The sequence below is a fragment of the Flavobacterium sp. YO12 genome (assembly GCF_004119495.1).
Classification (GTDB): domain Bacteria; phylum Bacteroidota; class Bacteroidia; order Flavobacteriales; family Flavobacteriaceae; genus Flavobacterium.
Genome location: NZ_NRQU01000001.1, coordinates 29,783 through 47,941 on the forward strand (window position 1 = coordinate 29,783; position 18,159 = coordinate 47,941).

The 18,159-nt window shown below is 34.1% G+C and carries 14 protein-coding genes and 1 tRNA gene; 7 read left to right on the plus strand and 8 right to left on the minus strand.

All coding sequences use genetic code 11. The features are described from left to right. Positions 1-67: 67 nt before the first annotated feature. The gene (locus BOW55_RS00140; RefSeq protein ID WP_129022486.1) at positions 68-922 is read right to left on the minus strand and encodes a hypothetical protein; all 855 of its coding nucleotides are present in this window, start codon (positions 920-922) and stop codon (positions 68-70) included. Positions 923-950: 28 nt separating this feature from the next. After that, a complete protein-coding gene (locus BOW55_RS00145) occupies positions 951-1,550 on the minus strand; it encodes an AhpC/TSA family protein (RefSeq protein ID WP_129022487.1) in 600 nt (199 codons plus the stop codon). A 576-nt stretch (positions 1,551-2,126) separates the two neighbouring features. On the opposite strand from BOW55_RS00145, the gene BOW55_RS00150 reads away from it, so the two are divergent. From BOW55_RS00150 to BOW55_RS00170, 5 genes are all read left to right on the plus strand, one after another. Then, positions 2,127-3,185 carry an efflux RND transporter periplasmic adaptor subunit gene (locus BOW55_RS00150; protein WP_129022488.1) on the plus strand — a complete coding sequence of 353 codons (1,059 nt, stop codon included), beginning with the start codon at positions 2,127-2,129 and terminating at the stop codon, positions 3,183-3,185. 121 nt (positions 3,186-3,306) lie between these two features. Beyond that, positions 3,307-6,405, plus strand: a complete 3,099-nt coding sequence (locus BOW55_RS00155) for an efflux RND transporter permease subunit (RefSeq protein WP_129022489.1) — start codon at positions 3,307-3,309, stop codon at positions 6,403-6,405. 67 nt (positions 6,406-6,472) lie between these two features. Then, the gene (locus BOW55_RS00160; RefSeq protein WP_129022490.1) at positions 6,473-7,783 is read left to right on the plus strand and encodes a TolC family protein; all 1,311 of its coding nucleotides are present in this window, start codon (positions 6,473-6,475) and stop codon (positions 7,781-7,783) included. 25 nt (positions 7,784-7,808) lie between these two features. Continuing rightward, positions 7,809-8,672, plus strand: coding sequence for a bestrophin family protein (locus BOW55_RS00165; protein WP_129022491.1), 864 nt, complete (start codon positions 7,809-7,811; stop codon positions 8,670-8,672). A 71-nt stretch (positions 8,673-8,743) separates the two neighbouring features. Then, positions 8,744-9,667, plus strand: a complete 924-nt coding sequence (locus BOW55_RS00170; protein WP_129022492.1) for an AraC family transcriptional regulator N-terminal domain-containing protein — start codon at positions 8,744-8,746, stop codon at positions 9,665-9,667. Positions 9,668-9,932: 265 nt separating this feature from the next. On the opposite strand, the gene BOW55_RS00175 is transcribed toward BOW55_RS00170, so the two are convergent. The 3 genes from BOW55_RS00175 to BOW55_RS00185 form a co-directional block, all read right to left on the minus strand. Next, entirely contained in the window at positions 9,933-10,307 is a 375-nt protein-coding gene (locus BOW55_RS00175) for a DUF779 domain-containing protein (protein ID WP_129022493.1), read from the minus strand. Between the two features lie 66 nt (positions 10,308-10,373). Next, positions 10,374-11,393, minus strand: a complete 1,020-nt coding sequence (gene adhP, locus BOW55_RS00180; RefSeq protein ID WP_241686423.1) for an alcohol dehydrogenase AdhP — start codon at positions 11,391-11,393, stop codon at positions 10,374-10,376. 93 nt (positions 11,394-11,486) lie between these two features. After that, a complete protein-coding gene (locus BOW55_RS00185; RefSeq protein ID WP_129022494.1) occupies positions 11,487-12,992 on the minus strand; it encodes an aldehyde dehydrogenase family protein in 1,506 nt (501 codons plus the stop codon). Positions 12,993-13,267: 275 nt separating this feature from the next. Here BOW55_RS00185 and pheT point away from each other — a divergent pair, with 275 nt between their 5' ends. Continuing rightward, positions 13,268-15,688 carry a phenylalanine--tRNA ligase subunit beta gene (pheT, locus tag BOW55_RS00190; RefSeq protein WP_129022495.1) on the plus strand — a complete coding sequence of 807 codons (2,421 nt, stop codon included), beginning with the start codon at positions 13,268-13,270 and terminating at the stop codon, positions 15,686-15,688. A gap of 79 nt (positions 15,689-15,767) precedes the next feature. Here pheT and BOW55_RS00195 read toward each other — a convergent pair whose 3' ends face one another. Next, the gene (locus tag BOW55_RS00195) at positions 15,768-16,280 is read right to left on the minus strand and encodes an adenine phosphoribosyltransferase (protein WP_129022496.1); all 513 of its coding nucleotides are present in this window, start codon (positions 16,278-16,280) and stop codon (positions 15,768-15,770) included. Between the two features lie 115 nt (positions 16,281-16,395). Between BOW55_RS00195 and BOW55_RS00200 the strand changes: the two genes are divergently transcribed. After that, positions 16,396-16,469, plus strand: a tRNA-Arg gene (locus BOW55_RS00200). Here BOW55_RS00200 and BOW55_RS00205 read toward each other — a convergent pair. After that, positions 16,435-17,985 (minus strand): recombinase family protein, encoded by a 1,551-nt coding sequence (locus BOW55_RS00205; protein ID WP_129022497.1) that lies wholly within the window; start codon positions 17,983-17,985, stop codon positions 16,435-16,437. The genes BOW55_RS00200 and BOW55_RS00205 overlap by 35 nt on opposite strands. Continuing rightward, complete coding sequence (locus BOW55_RS20745; protein ID WP_164974983.1) at positions 17,982-18,152, minus strand: hypothetical protein; 171 nt, start codon at positions 18,150-18,152, stop codon at positions 17,982-17,984. The genes BOW55_RS00205 and BOW55_RS20745 overlap by 4 nt, the downstream gene beginning before the upstream one ends. Positions 18,153-18,159 lie beyond the last annotated feature (7 nt).

The window sequence follows — 18,159 nt, forward strand, 5'->3', positions numbered from 1 at the left end:
CTCTAAAAACCTATTTTTGAAGTTTCTTTCGAGAGTTTTTTCATTTTTGGAAGTTGTTTTGTAATTTTTACTTTCTGGTGTTAGTTGATTTTACATGAATATCGTTTACGAGATCATCAATTTTTTTCGCACTTTCTCTCATCATATCCAGATAAGTCAAAATTTGATCATTGTCTGTATGTCCTTTTGAAACATCAATTAATTTTAGCACTGAAGTTACTGGGAGTTTTAAATCTAAAGTTGTTCTGTGAATAAAATCATTGTATTCTTTAGTTGCTGTTAATGAACTGTATTTAGCCGATGCAAGCTTCATATTTTCCAGTTCATACTCGTCAGAAATTTTAGAAATATGATTTTCGCTGTGTTCTTTAAAATAATAAGCCCAATAACCATTCATAAAAAATACAACTGCCGCTAAAACAGTATGAATAATTAAAGTTTCAAGATCAAAATTTACCTGCGAAAAATAAACCTGAAGCCCGTTTGCATCATTATAAATATAGTTTTGCAAGTATGCCAAACCAGCGTGATGAAGCACTACCAAAAGAGTAAGCGGAATTTGAAGTTTCCAATTTTGATAAATAATTAAAATCGTACTGGCAATAAAAACAGTAAAATGCATTTCGAACATACCATGCATTTGATAAATGTACTGCGCCATAAATATAGCTAGAACAACAGACAAAACGTACTGATAGAATTTTGAATTTTTAATAAAAAACTTAGCCGAATAATACATCAGAAGATTCAAGGTTCCTACTCCTACTCCAATTTCAAAGGTATCGTACTTAAAAGACAATGCAATTCCGAGGAGAAAATAAACTGCGAGAACATAATTAATAATAGTATCAGACTTTTGAGTCATTGTAGACATAAAACTGTGCAAGTAGTCTTGCTCATTCAAACTGGCTTTTCTTTTCATAGGTTAAAAATTTTAGTTAGGGATAGATTTATTTAGTGCAATTTGGTAACGAACATCCATAAGCTCTAAGAGCCAAAGCATTAAAAGAGGGCGAATTAGTCTGCTTTAACAATGAGTCAATAGCCATTTGAGCATAATTACTGTCGGCATCAGTACAATATCTTGTTTTGTTATAATTGCCACGAAAATATAGATTATGCGATGCTTCTAATAAAACCGCTTGCGGAGTCGAAATAACACCGCACTTTTTAGCAATATTTTGATCAAAATAAACAGGAATTTGTGCGTCAAACTTTTTCTGTATTTCTTCTATTGTAAAAGTCTTTTGCTTGTTTAAAACCACAATTTTAAAATTAACCCTGTCACCGTATTTTTTAATCAAACCAGCCACGTGCGGCACATTGAATCGTGAGCAGGGACAATCTGGATTAAAGAAATGAAAAAAAACAGGTTTACTATCAAAAGGACAGCATTGAGACAAATCAATCTTGGCTCCCATTGCAATGCTGTGATAATTTTTTGGAATAGGTGTCGGCAGGCTATACTTAAACTCATTCTGCCAAAAAAGAAAACCAATTGCAGCAAGTAAAAATGAAAACCATAATGCTAGGAGTATTTTTTTCTTCATCTATTATTATTTTATAATTTGGAACAAAAAACATAAACACTTGTTAAAATAATTAATACTAAATTTCGCTTTAATGATCAAAAAACTGCTGCCAAATCTATCTTTTAACATTTAATTATGTAAAAAGGTATTGATTATACTGCTGTATCAATTATTTTGTCTAACGTATCAATGTTACAAATAAAATCGATGAAATACAATATAAATTCGACAAACTGCATATTTTTTTTCAATTCCATAAATAATAATCTTCCAACAACTCTTTTAAACTTGAAAATCAATTAATTTTCAAAAACCAGAAAACAAATAACCTGCTGATTAATAGATTTTTACACATAAATTACCCTCCAGTGTTAAAAATTACCCAACAAAAAATACCAACATCATTAAACCTTTTGTAAAAACCAACATCTAAGCTGCAAAGTTTTGCAGCTACGGCTAAGAAAAACAGTACTTTGAAGTATATTGTACTCCAAGTGTTAAATAAAACCTAACGTCAATTGATTTCAGTACAAAAAGTTAAATTTGTGAGTTGCAAAAAACATACACCAAAAAAAACACATTCACCTAAATTTTATGAAAATTAAACACCTAATCTACGCCTTGATTATCATTATTTTTGGAGGATTTATCACTTATAGGATAGTATCTAACAAAGGTAAAAATGAAGACTCGAAGAAGTTTGGCGATAAAGACAAACCAACTACAGTTACAGGAATAGTAGTTAAAACTTCAACGTTTGACAATAATTTGTCTTTATCTGGTTCTATTGAAGCAAACGAGCAAATTGAGATTCACAGTGAAGTATCAGGAATTGTAGAGGGAATTTATTTTAATGAAGGAAGCTATGTAAATAAAGGGCAAGTTCTTTTTAAAGTAAATGATCTTGAACTAAAAGCACAATTAAGACAAGCAGTTACAAGAGAAGGCTTAGCCGCTGAAAATGAAAGAAGAGCAAAATTATTATTGCAAAAAGAAGCAATCAGTCAAGAAGAAGCAGATGTTGCCAGAGCAGATCATGCTTCGGCGCAAGCTCAAAGCCAATTAATCAGAGCGCAAATTGCTAAAACTTCTGTAAAAGCGCCTTTTTCAGGAAAAATTGGTTTACGTTCGATTTCTCCAGGTACCTATATTACTCCAACAGTTGTAGTAGCAAAATTGGTAAATACAGGAAAATTGAAAATTACATTTTCGATTCCAGAAAAATATGCTTCACAAGTAAAAACAGGTTCAATAATCGATTTTACAGTTTCTGGATCAGATAAAACATATAATGGAAAAATTTATGCTATTGAGCCAGAAGTTGCCGTTGCTACTCGTACACTGCAAATTCGTGCCATTGCTGATAATACAGATGGAAAACTTTTCCCTGGAACTTTTGCCGATATAAAACTGCCGTTAAACATTATTAAAGATGCAATCGTAGTTCCATCAGAAGCTATAGTTCCTGTGCAAAGTGGTAAAAAAGTTTATGTAGCCGATATGGGCAAGGCAAAAGAAGTTATGGTTGATGCAACAACAAGAACAGATTCTTCGATTTTGATTTTATCAGGATTAAAAGCAGGAGATACTTTAATTACAAGCGGTGTTATGTCGTTAAAAAATGAAGCACCAATAATAGTTAAAGTAAAATAATCCAAAGTCGAAAATTTTAAAGTCTCAAATTATTAAGACTTAAATATAGATTTGAAGATGCAGTAAGATTTAGTACTAAATCTAATATCTAAAATCAATAATCTAAAATCTAAAATTGCAAATGAGTTTATCAACTACAAGTATAAAAAGACCTGTTTTAACCATTGTACTGAATCTATTAATTATATTATTCGGTTTCATTGGTTATACTTTTTTGGGTGTTCGCGAATTTCCTTCGATAGATCCCGCACAGGTTTCCATTAGAACTAATTATACAGGAGCTAATGCTGATATTATTGAATCGCAAATTACGGAGCCGCTTGAAAAAGCAGTAAATGCGATTGACGGAATCCGAAATATAACTTCATCAAGTAATCAAGGAAGCAGTAACATTACCATCGAGTTTAATTTAGATAAAGATCTAGAAGAAGCTGCCAATGATGTACGTGATAAGGTTTCTCAAGCCATCAGAAGTTTACCGCAAGATATCGATGCGCCGCCTGTTGTATCAAAAGCTGATGCCGATAGTGATGCTATTATTTCGATGACGGTACAAAGTGACAGTCGAAATTCATTAGAATTAAGTGATTATGCCGAAAATGTTATTTCGCAGCGTTTAGAAACAATTCCGGGAGTCAGCGGTGTTCAAATTTGGGGACAAAAACGCTACGCTATGCGTTTATGGATTGATCCTGTAAAGTTAACTGCTTACGGCTGTACTGTTTCAGATGTTCGTAATGCCCTTAACGCTCAAAATGTCGAATTGCCTTCTGGTAAACTTACAGGAAACAACACCGAATTAACAGTAAAAACAGTTGGAAATCTTTCGAAACCTGAAGAATTCAATAATATCATTATTCGTACCGATGGAGATAAAATTGTACGCTTAAGTGATGTTGGCGGTGCAGAATTAGGTCCAGAAAATATCGAAACCAAACTAAGCCAATCTGGATTACCAATGATTGGACTGGCAATTGTACCAATGCCTGGAGCAAATTATCTAGATATTTCGGCTGAATTTTATAAAAAATATGAAGCTTTAAAAAAGGATCTTCCAAAAGATATTAAACTAAATATTGCACTTGATAATACCATATTTGTAAAAAAATCGGTACTTGAAGTTGCTGAAACACTTGGAATATCAGTAATCTTAGTAATCATTATTATTTATCTGTTTTTTAGAGACTGGGCAATTGCTTTTAGACCTTTAATAGATATTCCCGTTTCATTAATTGCAACGTTCTTTATAATGTGGCTTTTTGGTTTTTCTATTAATGTATTGACTTTATTAGCAATTGTTTTAGCTACGGGTCTGGTTGTGGATGATGGAATTGTTGTAACCGAAAATATCTTTAAGAAAGTCGAAGAAGGCATGTCGCCAATTGAAGCTGCGATTAAAGGATCAAATGAGATTTTTTATGCTGTAATTTCGATTTCGGTAACATTGGCGGCCGTATTCTTGCCCGTAATTTTCTTAGAAGGTTTCGTAGGTCGACTCTTTAGGGAATTTGGAGTTGTAATTGGTGCTGCGGTATTAATTTCGGCATTTGTTTCCCTTACCTTAACACCAATGTTGAATGCCTATTTAATGAAAGGCGGAGAACAGAAAAAATCTAAATTCTACGTAAGAACAGAGCCTTTCTTTGAAAAAATGAACAGCAGTTATGCTGAATCTCTTTCAAAATTTATGGAAAGAAAATGGATTAGTTTTCCTATTCTTATTGCTTGTTTTGGATTGATTTATTTGTTTTTTACCATACTACCAAAAGAAACAGCTCCTTATGATGACCGAAGTTCTGTAACCATGCGTATGACAACGCCAGAAGGATCATCATATGAATATACAGATCGTTTTATGCAGGAAATCTCAAGATTGGTTGACGATTCAATTCCTGAGAAAAAAGTAAGTTTGGTGATTACCGCACCCGGTTTTGGAGCCTCAGCTACAAATACTGGTTTTATAAGACTTTCATTAAAAGAACCTCATGAAAGAAAAAGATCACAAAAAGAAATTGCCGACCAATTAACAAAATGGACAAAGCAATATCCTGATGCAAAAACATCTGTTATTCAACAACCTACAATTGCTGTAAACAGACGTGGCGGATTACCAATTCAATACATTATTCAGGCTCCAAATTTTGAAAAATTAAGAGAAAAAATTCCTGTTTTTATGGATGAAGTTGGCAAAAGCGATGTTTTCTCTATCAGCGATGTTAATTTAAAATTCAACAAACCTGAAATAAACGTTAGCATTAATCGTGAAAAAGCCGAAAGTTTAGGAATCTCAATTATTGATATTGCGCAAACTTTACAGCTTTCTTTAAGCGGACAGCGTTTTGGCTATTTTATCAAAAACGGAAAACAATATCAGGTTATTGGTCAATTTGATCAAAAAGACAGATCAAAACCATTGGATTTAACGTCGATGTTTGTGAAGAACAAAAAAGGAGAATTAATTCAGATGGATAACGTTGTAAATGTGGAAGAACAAAGTAATCCTCCGCAGTTATACCACAACAACCGTTATATGTCGGCAACCGTTTCTGCAGGTTTAGCTCCAGGAAAAAGTATCAGTGACGGAATTGCCGAAATGGATAGAATTAAAGCTAAAGTTCTAAATGATAGTTTTACTACAGATTTGAGCGGAGAATCGAGAGATTTTGTGGAAAGCAGCTCGAATACATCTTTTGCTTTTGGATTGGCTTTATTATTAATATTTTTAATTCTTGCGGCTCAGTTCGAAAGTTTTATAGATCCTTTTATTATTATCTTGACTGTACCAATGGCGGTTGCTGGAGCCTTATTTTCATTATGGTTATTCAATCAGACTTGGAATATTTTCAGTCAAATTGGAACGGTAATGCTTATTGGTCTAGTGACTAAAAATGGTATTTTGATTGTAGAATTTGCCAATCAATTACGAGAACAAGGAAAACCAAAACTAGAAGCAATTCTTGAAGCTTCAGAAGCGCGTTTACGTCCAATTTTAATGACCAGTTTAGCGATTGCTTTAGGAGCATTACCAATTGCAATGTCGCTTGGAGCTGCTTCAACCAGTAGAATTGGTATGGGAGTTGTAATTGTTGGCGGAACTATATTTTCATTAGCATTAACACTTTTTGTTATTCCAGCGATCTACATGATGTGGTCTAAAGCGCGTAAACATTACCCTGAATTTGATCATATCGAAGAATACGAAAAAGAAGTAAGTAAATAATTTATTAGCCTTGAATTTCTGAATTGCACTTGATTAATTCAGAAGTTTAAGGCAAAAGAAAAACAATATGAATATTAAAATTTTAATTAGCAGTTTGTTATTACTCTTTTTAAGCATTACAAAAACGAATGCGCAAGAGGTTTTGACTATTGAAGATGCTATGAAAATTGCTTTAGAAAACAATTTTGAGATTAAAATAGCTAAGAATAACTCAAAAATAAGCGAAACGAATGTAACTTTAGGAAATGCAGGAATGCTTCCGAATGCAGGCGCTTCGATAACAGACAATAACAGCGTAACAAATTCTTCGCAGACACGTCAGGATGGAACAACAACTTCATTGGATAACGCTAAAAATAACAGCTTAAATTATGGAGTGAGTTTAGGCTGGACCGTTTTTGATGGATTGAAAATGTTTGCAAAACTAGATCAATTAAAAGAACTTCAAAAATTGGGAGACGCTGAATTAAAAAGAACTATTTTGATCAAAATTGGTCAGGTAAACTCTGCCTATTATGATTTGGTTCAGCAACAACAGCAATTAGCCGCTTTAGATACGACAATCGTAATTTCGAAACAAAGATTAACTTTAGCTCAAAACCGTTTCAGTATTGGAAAAGCTTCAAAATTGGAGGTTTTGAATGCGCAAGTTGATTTAAATTCAGATCAAGTTGCATTATTGAGACAAAAAGAATCGTATGCAAATGCTAAAATTTTATTGAATCAATATTTAGCCAGAGATCCTAAAATAAATTTTACCGTTACAGATTTAGTTACGGTTGATAATAAATTGATTTTGGCTGATCTTATGGATTTAGCACAAAAACAAAATCCAGCTTTAGAAGCTCAAATTATCAATAAACGTATAGCCGAACTGCAGCTAAAACAAGTAAAAGCAGATCGATATCCTGTTGTAAACTTAACATCTGGTTATAATTTTAACGAAAGTCAGTCGAGTTTAGGTTTTACGAGTCAAGCATCGTCACGCGGTTTAAATTATGGTTTTAATGCCACTTTAAATATTTTTGACGGTTTTAATCAGCATCGAAATGAAAAGGTTGCTAAACTTCAAATTGAAAACTCTCAAATTGCTATCGAACAGCAAAATATGATTTTGAACACACAGCTAAGCACTGCTTTTCAAACTTATTTAACCAATCTGGAATTGATCGATTTAGAAGAAGATAATGAAGCTATTGCAAAGCAAAATCTTGATATTACCTTAGATAAATTTAGAATCGGAACTATTACAACTCTTGATTTTAGAACGGCTCAGCTTAATTATGTAAATGCAAAAGTACGTTACAGCAATGCACAATATGAGGCGAAATTATCTGAAATTGCCTTAAAAGAATTAGCAGGAAATATTAATTTTTAAAGTAAATTTACTGCAAAAAAAAGTAATGACTTCGTATAATCCAAAAGACTGGTTTAGTTTTATTTTTCATTTTAGCAAAGCCGATACTTTCCGTAAATTAATTCCCGTAATGTTTTTTATGGCAATATATTGCGGCGGAATTGCTTATCTTGAACTTGAATATTGGGATTTACCAGAAGACAGTAAGGTTAAAAACATCTCAACGATGCACAGCATGTTGGGTTTTGTAATTTCATTATTACTGGCATATCGTACCAATACAGCCTATGATCGTTGGTGGGAAGGACGCAGGATGTGGGGAAGTCTGGTAAATAACAGTCGTAATTTTGCCATGAAACTTTCGGTTATTTTAGAGGACGAAAAAGATAAAGCCTTTTTTAGAAAGATGATTCCGGGATATGCTTCTATCTTAAATAAACATTTAAAGGACGAAGAAACCGGAATGCAATTGTTTGATAATGTAGATTTAGAACTGGATCATCACAAACACAGACCAAATCAGGTTGCCAAAATAATGTTCAAAAAAATACACGATCTTTATGCAACTAATAAAATTTCAGGTGAACAACTCATTACCTTAAACAATGAAGTAACAGCATTTACAGATATTTGTGGAGCCTGTGAGAGAATTAAAAACACTCCTATTCCCTACTCTTACAGCGCTTTTATCAAGAAATTTATATTTATTTTTGTCCTTACACTCCCTTTTAGTTATGTATTTACATTAGGCTATTATGTAATTCCTGTAGTTGTTTTTATTTTTTATGTTTTAGCGAGTTTAGAGCTTATCGCAGAAGAAATTGAAGACCCTTTTGGTGATGACGAAAATGACCTTCCGACAAGAAAAATGGCAGAAAATATTAAGAAACATGTTGAAGAACTGATTTAATGAAACGTTAAATCTTAAATTGCTAAACTTATTTTTATTAAATTTAGAGTTCCACTCGAAAATTTAATACAATGCAAAATCAACGTGTTTTAATTACTCCGCCAGATTTATCTAATGAAAAATCATTAAAAACACTTGTTGAAAACAGGAGTGTTTACACTCTAAACCATTGCGAACTGAACATTTTTGAGACTTACGAATCTTCAAAACTAGTACCTTTAAAATTCAACGATTTTGTAGTTACGAGTATGCTTCGAGGAAAAAAAGTAATGCATTTGTTTGACGAACCCGGATTTGATTATCTTCCCGGGGAAACAGTTGTTATTCCTTCTAATATTGAAATGAAAATTGATTTTCCAGAAGCTTCAAAAGAAAATCCAACGCAATGTCTTGCTTTAGCTATCGACACAACAAAAATTACCGAGACTCTTGATTTCTTAAATGAGCGTTATCCGAAGAAAGGAAGCGACAGTTATTGGCAGTTAAACTATCAAAATTACTTTTTTTACAACAATGTTGATCTTGCTTCAACAATCAGCAAATTAATTAAAGAGTGTACAAGCACATCAATTACAAAAGATGTTATTGCCGATTTGACATTACAGGAATTATTAATCCGAATTATTCAAACTCAAACAGCAAAATCTCTTGATGCTGGAGCTGTTCTGCAATCCAACAATCCAATTTTTGAAGTTACGGAATTCATCAAACTTAATTTGAAGGAAAACATCAATCTAAAAAGCTTAAGCGAAAAAGCCTGTATGAGCACAGCTTCCTTTTATCGTTTTTTCAAGAGAGAATTAGGCATGAGTCCTATAGAATATGTTTTGAATGAGAAAATTAAATATGCTAAAAAACTACTTAAAAATCCAAGCATACAAATAAACGAAGTTTGTTATTTATCTGGTTTTGAAGATGCTAATTATTTTATCAGATTGTTTAAAAAACACGAAGGAATTACACCGAAACAGTATCAGTTGCTTTATGTTAATTAAAGGTGCTAATATACTAAGATTCTAAGACGCTAAGACACTAAGGTTCTGAGCTTTTAGACAATCTTGTCATTTCGAGGAACGAGAAATCACACTAGAAGCTCGACAAAGATTATCCATAAAGATTAACGACATACTTTGCGGAGTTTCTAGTGTGATTTGCTTCGTCTGTTCGCTATCGCTCGGGTCTCCTTTCAGTCGAAATGACATAACAATGCAAAACCTTTGCCTCTTTGCCCCTCTGAACCTCTGTGCCTTTTTTAAAATCTTATTCAAAAATCTTTACAGGTCCTAAATCTTTTTCCTCCTCCTCAGTAAAGATTCTATACTCAATTTGAAATGTCTTTTTCAGAGGTGTTTCCAAAGAAAAACCACCAACGCCAAAAGCATCAATAACTTTGAGTGTAAAATGCGAATGTTTCCAATATTCATATAAATCATTATCAACCCAAAATTCAGTATCTTCAATAGTACCGATGCAAACATCACCTATTCGCTGGTAGTAACCGCCCTTTTCAAAACATTGCGGCTGCGTACCTTCACAACATCCTCCGGCTTGGTAAAACATTAAATCACCATGTTTTTCCTTTAGAATTTTAATTAATTCGACAGCTTCTTGTGTGGCTTCAATTCTCTTAACCATGACTTTTACTATTTAAAAAAAGCAGTAAACTTATTGTTATAAATTTACTGCTTTTTGCATTACCAATTAAATATTTGCGATATCAAGAACGACTCGTCCTTCAATCTGACCTTTTTTCATTTTATCAAAAACGGTATTAATGTTTTCCAGTTTTTCGGCAGTTACAGTAGCTTTTACCTTTCCTTCGGTAGCAAACTCTATTGCTTCTTTCATATCCTTACGAGTACCAACGATCGAGCCTCGAATTGTAATTCGGTTTAAAACCGTATCAAAAATAGATAAATCAAAATTACCTGGCGGAAGTCCGTTGAGTGCCATTGTACCTTTTCTCCTTAAGGTTTCAAGACCTTGCTTGAAAGCTATAGGGGAAACTGCAGTTACCAATGCCCCATGCATTCCACCGACTTCCTTTTTTAAATATTCACCAGGATTTTGATTTTTTGCATTAACTACTAAGTCTGCACCCAGTTTTTTTGCTAGATTAAGTTTATCATCGGCAACATCAATTGCTGCAACATGCATTCCCATTGCCTTAGCGTATTGTACAGCAACGTGGCCTAATCCGCCAATTCCAGAAATCGCAACCCATTCTCCAGGTTTTACTTCAGTTTCTTTTAGACCTTTATAAACAGTAACTCCTGCACAAAGTATTGGAGCCATTTCCATAAAATTTACATTTGAAGGTAAAATTCCAACATATCTTGCATCAGCAATTACAAATTCGGCAAAACCGCCGTCTACACTGTAACCGCCATTTTGCTGACTGTCGCATAATGTTTCCCATCCCGTAATACATTGATCACAGCCTCCGCAAGCGCTGTAAAGCCAAGGCACTCCTACAGCATCACCTTCCTTAACATTTTTCACATCTTGACCTACTGCTGCTACATAACCTACAGCTTCGTGTCCGGGAATCAGCGGCATTTTTGGTTTTACCGGCCAATCGCCTTCAACGGCATGCAAATCGGTATGACAAACACCACTTGCAATTACTTTTACAAGAATTTCATTTCTTCCCGGTCGTTTTACTTCAACTTCTTCAATTTTTAAAAGAGAACCAAATTCTCTAATAACTGCTGCTTTCATTGTTTTTGGTAACATAACAAAGATTGATTTAATGAGCATAATAAATAGATTAACTTATTATGCTCAGGTTTATATTAATAGGGATAATGTTTTCTAGAAGAAACCTAATTTCTTTTTATCATAAGAAATAAGCATGTTTTTTGTTTGACTGTATTGACTCAGCATCATTTTATGATTCTCACGACCAATTCCTGATTGTTTGTAACCTCCAAATGGTGCTCCTGCTGGATACGAATGATATTGATTAATCCAAACACGTCCAGATTGAATCGCTCTTGGAACTTGGTAGATTTCATGTGCATCACGCGTCCATACTCCTGCTCCCAATCCGTACATTGTATCGTTAGCAATTTCAATTGCTTCCTCTGTAGTTTTAAAAGTTGTTACCGCTAACACAGGTCCAAAAATCTCTTCCTGAAAAATTCTCATTTTGTTATGACCTTTAAATAGAGTTGGTTTTATGTAATAACCGCCTTCAAGATCTCCGCCTAAATGATTTGCATCACCTCCTGTTAATAATTCTGCACCTTCTTCTTTACCTAATTTTATATAGGACATAATTTTTTCTTTCTGAACTAATGATGTCTGTGCTCCAATCATAGTGGATTTGTCTAATGGATTTCCAGCGATTATAGCTTCAGTTCTTTCAATTACTTTGGCAATAAACTTGTCATAAATATCTTCATGAACTAATAATCTTGACGGACAAGTACAAATTTCACCTTGATTTAAAGCGAATAAAACTGCACCTTCAATAGCTTTATCAAAGAAATCATCATCGTGATCTGCTACTGATGGAAAGAAAATATTAGGCGATTTCCCTCCCAGTTCTAAAGTAACTGGAATAATATTTTCGGTTGCATACTGCATTACTAGACGACCTGTTGTTGTAGATCCCGTAAATGCGGCTTTCGAAACTTTTTTATTAGTAACCAATGGACGTCCAAGTTCAGCTCCAAAACCATTTACAATATTTAAAACTCCTGGAGGAAGAATATCTCCAATAAGTTCCATTAGAACCATAATAGATATAGGTGTACTTTCGGCAGGTTTTAAAACTATGGTATTTCCTGCTGCAAGAGCTGGAGCTATTTTCCAAACAGCCATTAAAATCGGGAAATTCCACGGAATAATCTGAGCAACAACACCTAATGGTTCGCTTAAAGCTATTGAAACTGTCTGCGAATCCAGTTCGGCAATCGAGCTTTCTTCGGCGCGAATTACACCTGCAAAATATCTAAAATGATCTATTGCCAGCGGAATATCGGCAGCAAGAGTTTCACGAATAGGTTTTCCGTTATCTATAGTCTCAACAGTAGCTATGTACTCTAGATTATCTTCAATTTTTTGTGCAATTTTATTAAGTAAAATGCTTCGCTCTGTCACCGATGTTTTTCCCCAAGTTTTAAATGCTTCATGGGCTGCGTCTACTGCTTTTTCTAAATCTCCTTTGCCTGAGTGAGCCGCTTTGGTAAACACTTTTCCATCTATTGGAGAAACTACGTCAAAATACTCTCCTGAAATAGGAGCTGTAAATTTTCCGTTTATGTAATTGTCGTATTTTGCCTTAAATTCAGGTCTTTGTGTGGTAGTGCTCATAATTAGTAAATTTTTGATTTGTATCAAATTTAGTTTCATAATTAGAAACAGAATAGCATTATTCATTCATCTAATAGCACAAAAATTACACATTCATTTTTTTATCTAATTTTTAATGAATTTTTATTAAAAAATTAATACTAAATATGATTATATATTGATCACTAGCTATTTAGTTTAAAAAAAGTCTTACTCGAAAAAACCAAATAAATTGTTTCTTACTACAATACGCAATTCTTATATTTGTAACCTCATACAAGAATAATAAAGCTAACATGAAAATATCTTACAACTGGTTAAAACAATTCATTAAAACAGATTGGACATCTGCAGAAACTTCAGAATTACTGACAGATTTAGGTCTTGAGGTTGAAGTTGTCGAAAAATACCAATCTATTAAAGGCGGTTTAGAAGGGGTTGTTGTAGGACACGTACTTACTTGCGAAAAACACCCTGATGCCGACAGATTAAAAGTTACAACTGTAAATATTGGTTTAGAAGCACCTATACAAATTGTTTGCGGTGCTGCAAATGTTGCTGCAGGACAAAAAGTTCCGGTTGCAACTATTGGAACTGTTTTATACGATAAAGACGGCGGTGATTTTACTATTAAAAAAGGTAAGATTCGCGGACAGGAAAGTCACGGAATGATTTGTGCCGAAGATGAGTTAGGTCTTGGTACTAGTCATGACGGTATTATGGTTTTAGACGATAAATTAGTTCCGGGAACTCCAGCTGCCGAAGTTTTTCAAATTACAAATGATGAAGTTTTTGAAATTGGATTGACACCAAACCGTGCTGATGCGATGAGTCATTTTGGTACTGCGCGTGATTTAAGAGCGGGAATGTTGCAGCGTGGTGTAAATATAGAATTGATTACACCTTCTGTAAGTAATTTCAGAGTAGATATGCGTACGCTTAAAATTGATGTTAATGTTGAAGAACCTCTTTTGGCTCCTAGATATTGCGGTGTAACCATTTCTGGAATTACTGTGCAAGAATCTCCAAGCTGGCTGCAAGATCGTTTAAAAGCTATTGGTTTAACTCCAAAAAACAATATTGTTGACGTTACTAATTACGTATTGCATGAATTAGGACAACCTCTGCATGCTTTTGATGCCGCAAAAATTAACGGAAAAGTTATTGTAAAAACACTTCCTGAGGGAACAAAATTTACAACTTTAGACGATGTTGAAAGAACATTGCACAAAGAGGATTTGATGATTTGCGACGAAAAAGGACCGCTTTGTATCGCAGGAGTTTTTGGAGGTAAAAAATCGGGTGTATCTGAAGGTACAACAACTATATTCCTAGAAAGTGCTTATTTTGATGCTGTAAGTGTTCGTAAAACGGCAAAAAGACATCAATTGAATACAGATGCTTCTTTTAGATTTGAAAGAGGTATTGACCCAACTATTACAGAATATGCTTTGAAACGTGCTGCGCTTTTAATTCAAGAAGTGGCGGGCGGAAAAATAACTTCGGATGTTATAGAAGTTTATCCTAAAAAAGTAGAAGATTTTGCTGTTTTGTTGAATTTCAGCCATGTTTCTAAAATTATTGGACAGGAAATTCCAAAAGATACTATCAAAAAGATATTAGTTTCTTTAGATATTAAAGTAAATAGTGTTTCTGATTCTGGTTTAGGACTTACTATTCCTGCTTACCGTGTTGACGTTCAGCGTGAAATTGATGTAATCGAAGAAATTCTAAGAGTTTACGGTTACAACAATATTAATTTCTCTAAGAAATTTAATGCGACGGTTGCAAATTCACCAAGAACCGAAGATTATAAAGTGCAAAATACAATTGCTTCACAATTGAATTCGCAAGGTTTCCATGAAATGATGGCAAACTCTTTAACAACAGCTTCATATGCAAAATTATCGACTGTTTTAAAAGAAGAGCACAATGTATTAATGTTGAACCCATTGAGCAGTGATTTAGCGGCATTACGCCAATCTTTGTTATTTTCTGGGCTTGAAGCTGTTTCATACAATATTAACAGACGTAATTCTGATTTAAAATTATTTGAATTCGGAAAAACATACCATAAATTTTTAAGCGGTTACGAAGAGCACAAACATTTGACTTTATTGATCTCTGGAAACAGAAACAAAGAATCTTGGACAAACCCGCAAAAAGGAACTGACTTTTTCTTATTGAAAGGATATGTAAAAGGTATTTTGGCACGTTTAGGAATTGAAAAAATCTCGAATGCACCAGTACAGTCAGATGTGTTTTCTGAAGGAACTGCAATTACTTACAATAATGATGTATTAGTAGAGGCCGGAGTAATTAAGAAATCTATTTTAAAGCATTTTGGAATAAAACAAGATGTATATTATGCGGATTTTAACTGGAATTTAATTTTGAAAATTATTACAGGTAAAATCAAATACACTGAGATTCCTAAATACCCTGAAGTACGTAGAGATTTAGCCTTATTGATTGATAAAAACACAACGTACGAAAGTATTTTTAACTTGGCTAAGCAAACGGAAAAAACACTTTTAAAGGACATTAATTTATTTGATGTTTATGAAGGTGCAAAACTTCCAGAAGGCAAAAAATCGTATGCTTTAAGTTTTACAATTCAGGACAATACCAAAACGCTTACTGATGCTCAGATTGATAAAATCATGTCTAAGTTGCAACAGACTTTTGAAACTGAGCTTGGAGCAAGTTTAAGATAAAAAAGCATTAGAAATAATAAATCCCAATTCTGAATTAATTTTTAGAATTGGGATTTTTTTATTCAATACCTTTTATCACTTAATAAGTAATTGCAGAAAAGATTGGATAGTCTTTAATTTTTTCACGGCCGTCTAGAAAAGACAACTCCATTAAAAAGTTGCATTGTACAATTTCACCGCCAAGTTTCTCTACAAGTTCACAAACTGCTTTTGCGGTTCCACCAGTTGCTAAAACATCATCGTGAATCAAAATACGCTCTCCCTTCTTTATAGCGTCTGTATGCATCTCTAAGTTATCAGAACCATATTCGAGCTCATACGAAGCAGAAATCGTCTCGTATGGCAGTTTATTTGGCTTTCTTACCGGAATAAAGCCTGCGTTTAATTCCTGCGCTAATAACATTCCGAAGAAAAACCCTCGACTCTCCGCTCCTACTACTTTATCAATTTTTTGATCTTTTAATGATTTTACTAAAATTTCAAGGCATTCTTTTCTTGCAATTGGGTCATTTAGCAGCGGAGTGATATCTTTAAACAAAATTCCTTCTTTTGGAAAGTCTTGAATATCACGTATATAATTTTTAATCTGCATTTTTTTTAATTTTTATGTTATTTTATGTTTGTATATGTCACATTTATGTCTATCTTTGCACCCGCAATAAGCAATCAACAAAGCTACAAAAAATTAGCTAATTGATAATAAAAAAGGCCTCGTGGCGCAACTGAATAGCGCATCTGATTACGGCTCAGAAGGTTACTGGTTTGAATCCAGTCGAGGTCACTACTCGGGACAAAAGAAAAATATCATCTTTTGTCCCGTTTTTTTTTGCCCGTAATCTATTATTTACCAGATAGATACACTTGAACATTTCGTTGACCCTAGCGGTTTGGATTTTATTATTTTGAAATGTGAAATTTTCAGGAAAAATTAAACCGATTATCTCTCTGGAATCCACTAAAGACCCGTCACCAAAGGCCTCGCCGAGCTTAATTAGGTTTTGCAGTCCTGTGTTCATTAAAGATTCAATATTAGCTCGGTCTTCATCCACATTTCCAATCTCATTTTCAAGCCTGCTGATCTCAGCATTGTATTCTGACTTCATTAAATGATAGTCATCGGCATCTATCTTCTCGGTAACCAGCAGGTTTCTAGCAACAGCCAGTTTTTTTTCGTAAACCCCAATCTGCTCCAAGGATTTCTTTTTCTCATTTATAACCAATCCTGTATGTTCCCTGTATGCTTCAAGCAAAACTGCACTGTATAATTTTCTTACTTCGGCCAAAGGCTTATACTTATTTAAATTCCCTTTAAAAACACTATTGGCCAGTTCGGAATTTACCCTCCATTTACATACTTTATCGCAGTGGTAATAGTAGTAATCTCTGCTTCTGCCCCTGCACTTGCTGCCTCCCAATTTCTGCCCGCATTCAGGGCAGATAAAAAATCCCCTGAGGGGAAAATTCTCAATTGTTTTGATTTTTGGCCTGTATGTCCTTGCTTTACTGTTAAGAATATCCTGAACTTTATAGAACAGATCTTGGCTGATTATTGCATCATGCTGCCCTTTAACAAGCCTTTCCTCCTCATCACGATACTTCGGAACTAGTATCATTCCGCAGTATAGCGGATTTCTTACAATCAGCCACAAGTTATTCTTCGAAATTCCCAAACCTTTTTCTTTTGCAGTCTGATAGATCGATTCAGTGCTAAAGATATTTTTTGCGATCTGTTCATATACCCAAACTACGTTTGCAGCTTTTTCCGGCACAATTGCAATATACTTTTTTCCATCCTCAGTTACTTTGTTTGCATACCCATACGGAGCCATTCCCATATGCCTGCCCTCTTTTTTTCCCCTTCTTAGACCCTGAAACGTATTTAATGCCCTTCGGTCGTTTTCAACCTCAGGCGCAGCGAGATAAAACGCGAGCATCATTTTGTTTTCCGGAACGCTTAAATCTAACGGCTGTTCAATTGCCTGCGGTTCGACTCCCAAAACCCTTAATTGATTTATCATCTGATAGGCATCGCCTGCATTTCGGCTGAACCTGTCCCACTTCATAAAAAGAACCAGGCTTATTTTGTTTTTGTGCTTTTTGATGTCGGCAAGAAATTTTTTCCATTGCGGCCTGTTGAAAGTTTTTGCGGAATGGTCTTCGTAAATCACATTGCGTATCTGAATTCTGTTGATCCCACAGTACTTTCTCAGCATCTCTTCCTGATTGCGCTGAGAGAAGCCTTTCTCAGCCTGCTCATCAGTGCTTACCCTGATATACAAATCTGCTATCTTACTCATTCTGTTTTATTTAAATGTTTCAACACCGCGATATTAGCAATTTTTCTCAAGAAATACAAGATTTCTTCAGCCTGTTCAAAAGTCACCTCCAAGCCTTCAGATTTAAGCATTTGTAGTGCTTTTTCTGTTGTTATTCTAGAATCATTATAATCTCTTTCATTCTCCATTTTCTTA

Bases quoted from the DNA above. Each gene is read 5' to 3' on its own strand.
- BOW55_RS00140 (WP_129022486.1), bottom strand. From the start codon at position 922: ATGAAAAGAAAAGCCAGTTTGAATGAGCAAGACTACTTGCACAGTTTT.
- BOW55_RS00145 (WP_129022487.1), bottom strand. From the start codon at position 1,550: ATGAAGAAAAAAATACTCCTAGCATTATGGTTTTCATTTTTACTTGCT.
- BOW55_RS00150 (WP_129022488.1), top strand. From the start codon at position 2,127: ATGAAAATTAAACACCTAATCTACGCCTTGATTATCATTATTTTTGGA.
- BOW55_RS00155 (WP_129022489.1), top strand. From the start codon at position 3,307: ATGAGTTTATCAACTACAAGTATAAAAAGACCTGTTTTAACCATTGTA.
- BOW55_RS00160 (WP_129022490.1), top strand. From the start codon at position 6,473: ATGAATATTAAAATTTTAATTAGCAGTTTGTTATTACTCTTTTTAAGC.
- BOW55_RS00165 (WP_129022491.1), top strand. From the start codon at position 7,809: ATGACTTCGTATAATCCAAAAGACTGGTTTAGTTTTATTTTTCATTTT.
- BOW55_RS00170 (WP_129022492.1), top strand. From the start codon at position 8,744: ATGCAAAATCAACGTGTTTTAATTACTCCGCCAGATTTATCTAATGAA.
- BOW55_RS00175 (WP_129022493.1), bottom strand. From the start codon at position 10,307: ATGGTTAAGAGAATTGAAGCCACACAAGAAGCTGTCGAATTAATTAAA.
- adhP (WP_241686423.1), bottom strand. From the start codon at position 11,393: ATGAAAGCAGCAGTTATTAGAGAATTTGGTTCTCTTTTAAAAATTGAA.
- BOW55_RS00185 (WP_129022494.1), bottom strand. From the start codon at position 12,992: ATGAGCACTACCACACAAAGACCTGAATTTAAGGCAAAATACGACAAT.
- pheT (WP_129022495.1), top strand. From the start codon at position 13,268: ATGAAAATATCTTACAACTGGTTAAAACAATTCATTAAAACAGATTGG.
- BOW55_RS00195 (WP_129022496.1), bottom strand. From the start codon at position 16,280: ATGCAGATTAAAAATTATATACGTGATATTCAAGACTTTCCAAAAGAA.
- BOW55_RS00205 (WP_129022497.1), bottom strand. From the start codon at position 17,985: ATGAGTAAGATAGCAGATTTGTATATCAGGGTAAGCACTGATGAGCAG.
- BOW55_RS20745 (WP_164974983.1), bottom strand. From the start codon at position 18,152: ATGGAGAATGAAAGAGATTATAATGATTCTAGAATAACAACAGAAAAA.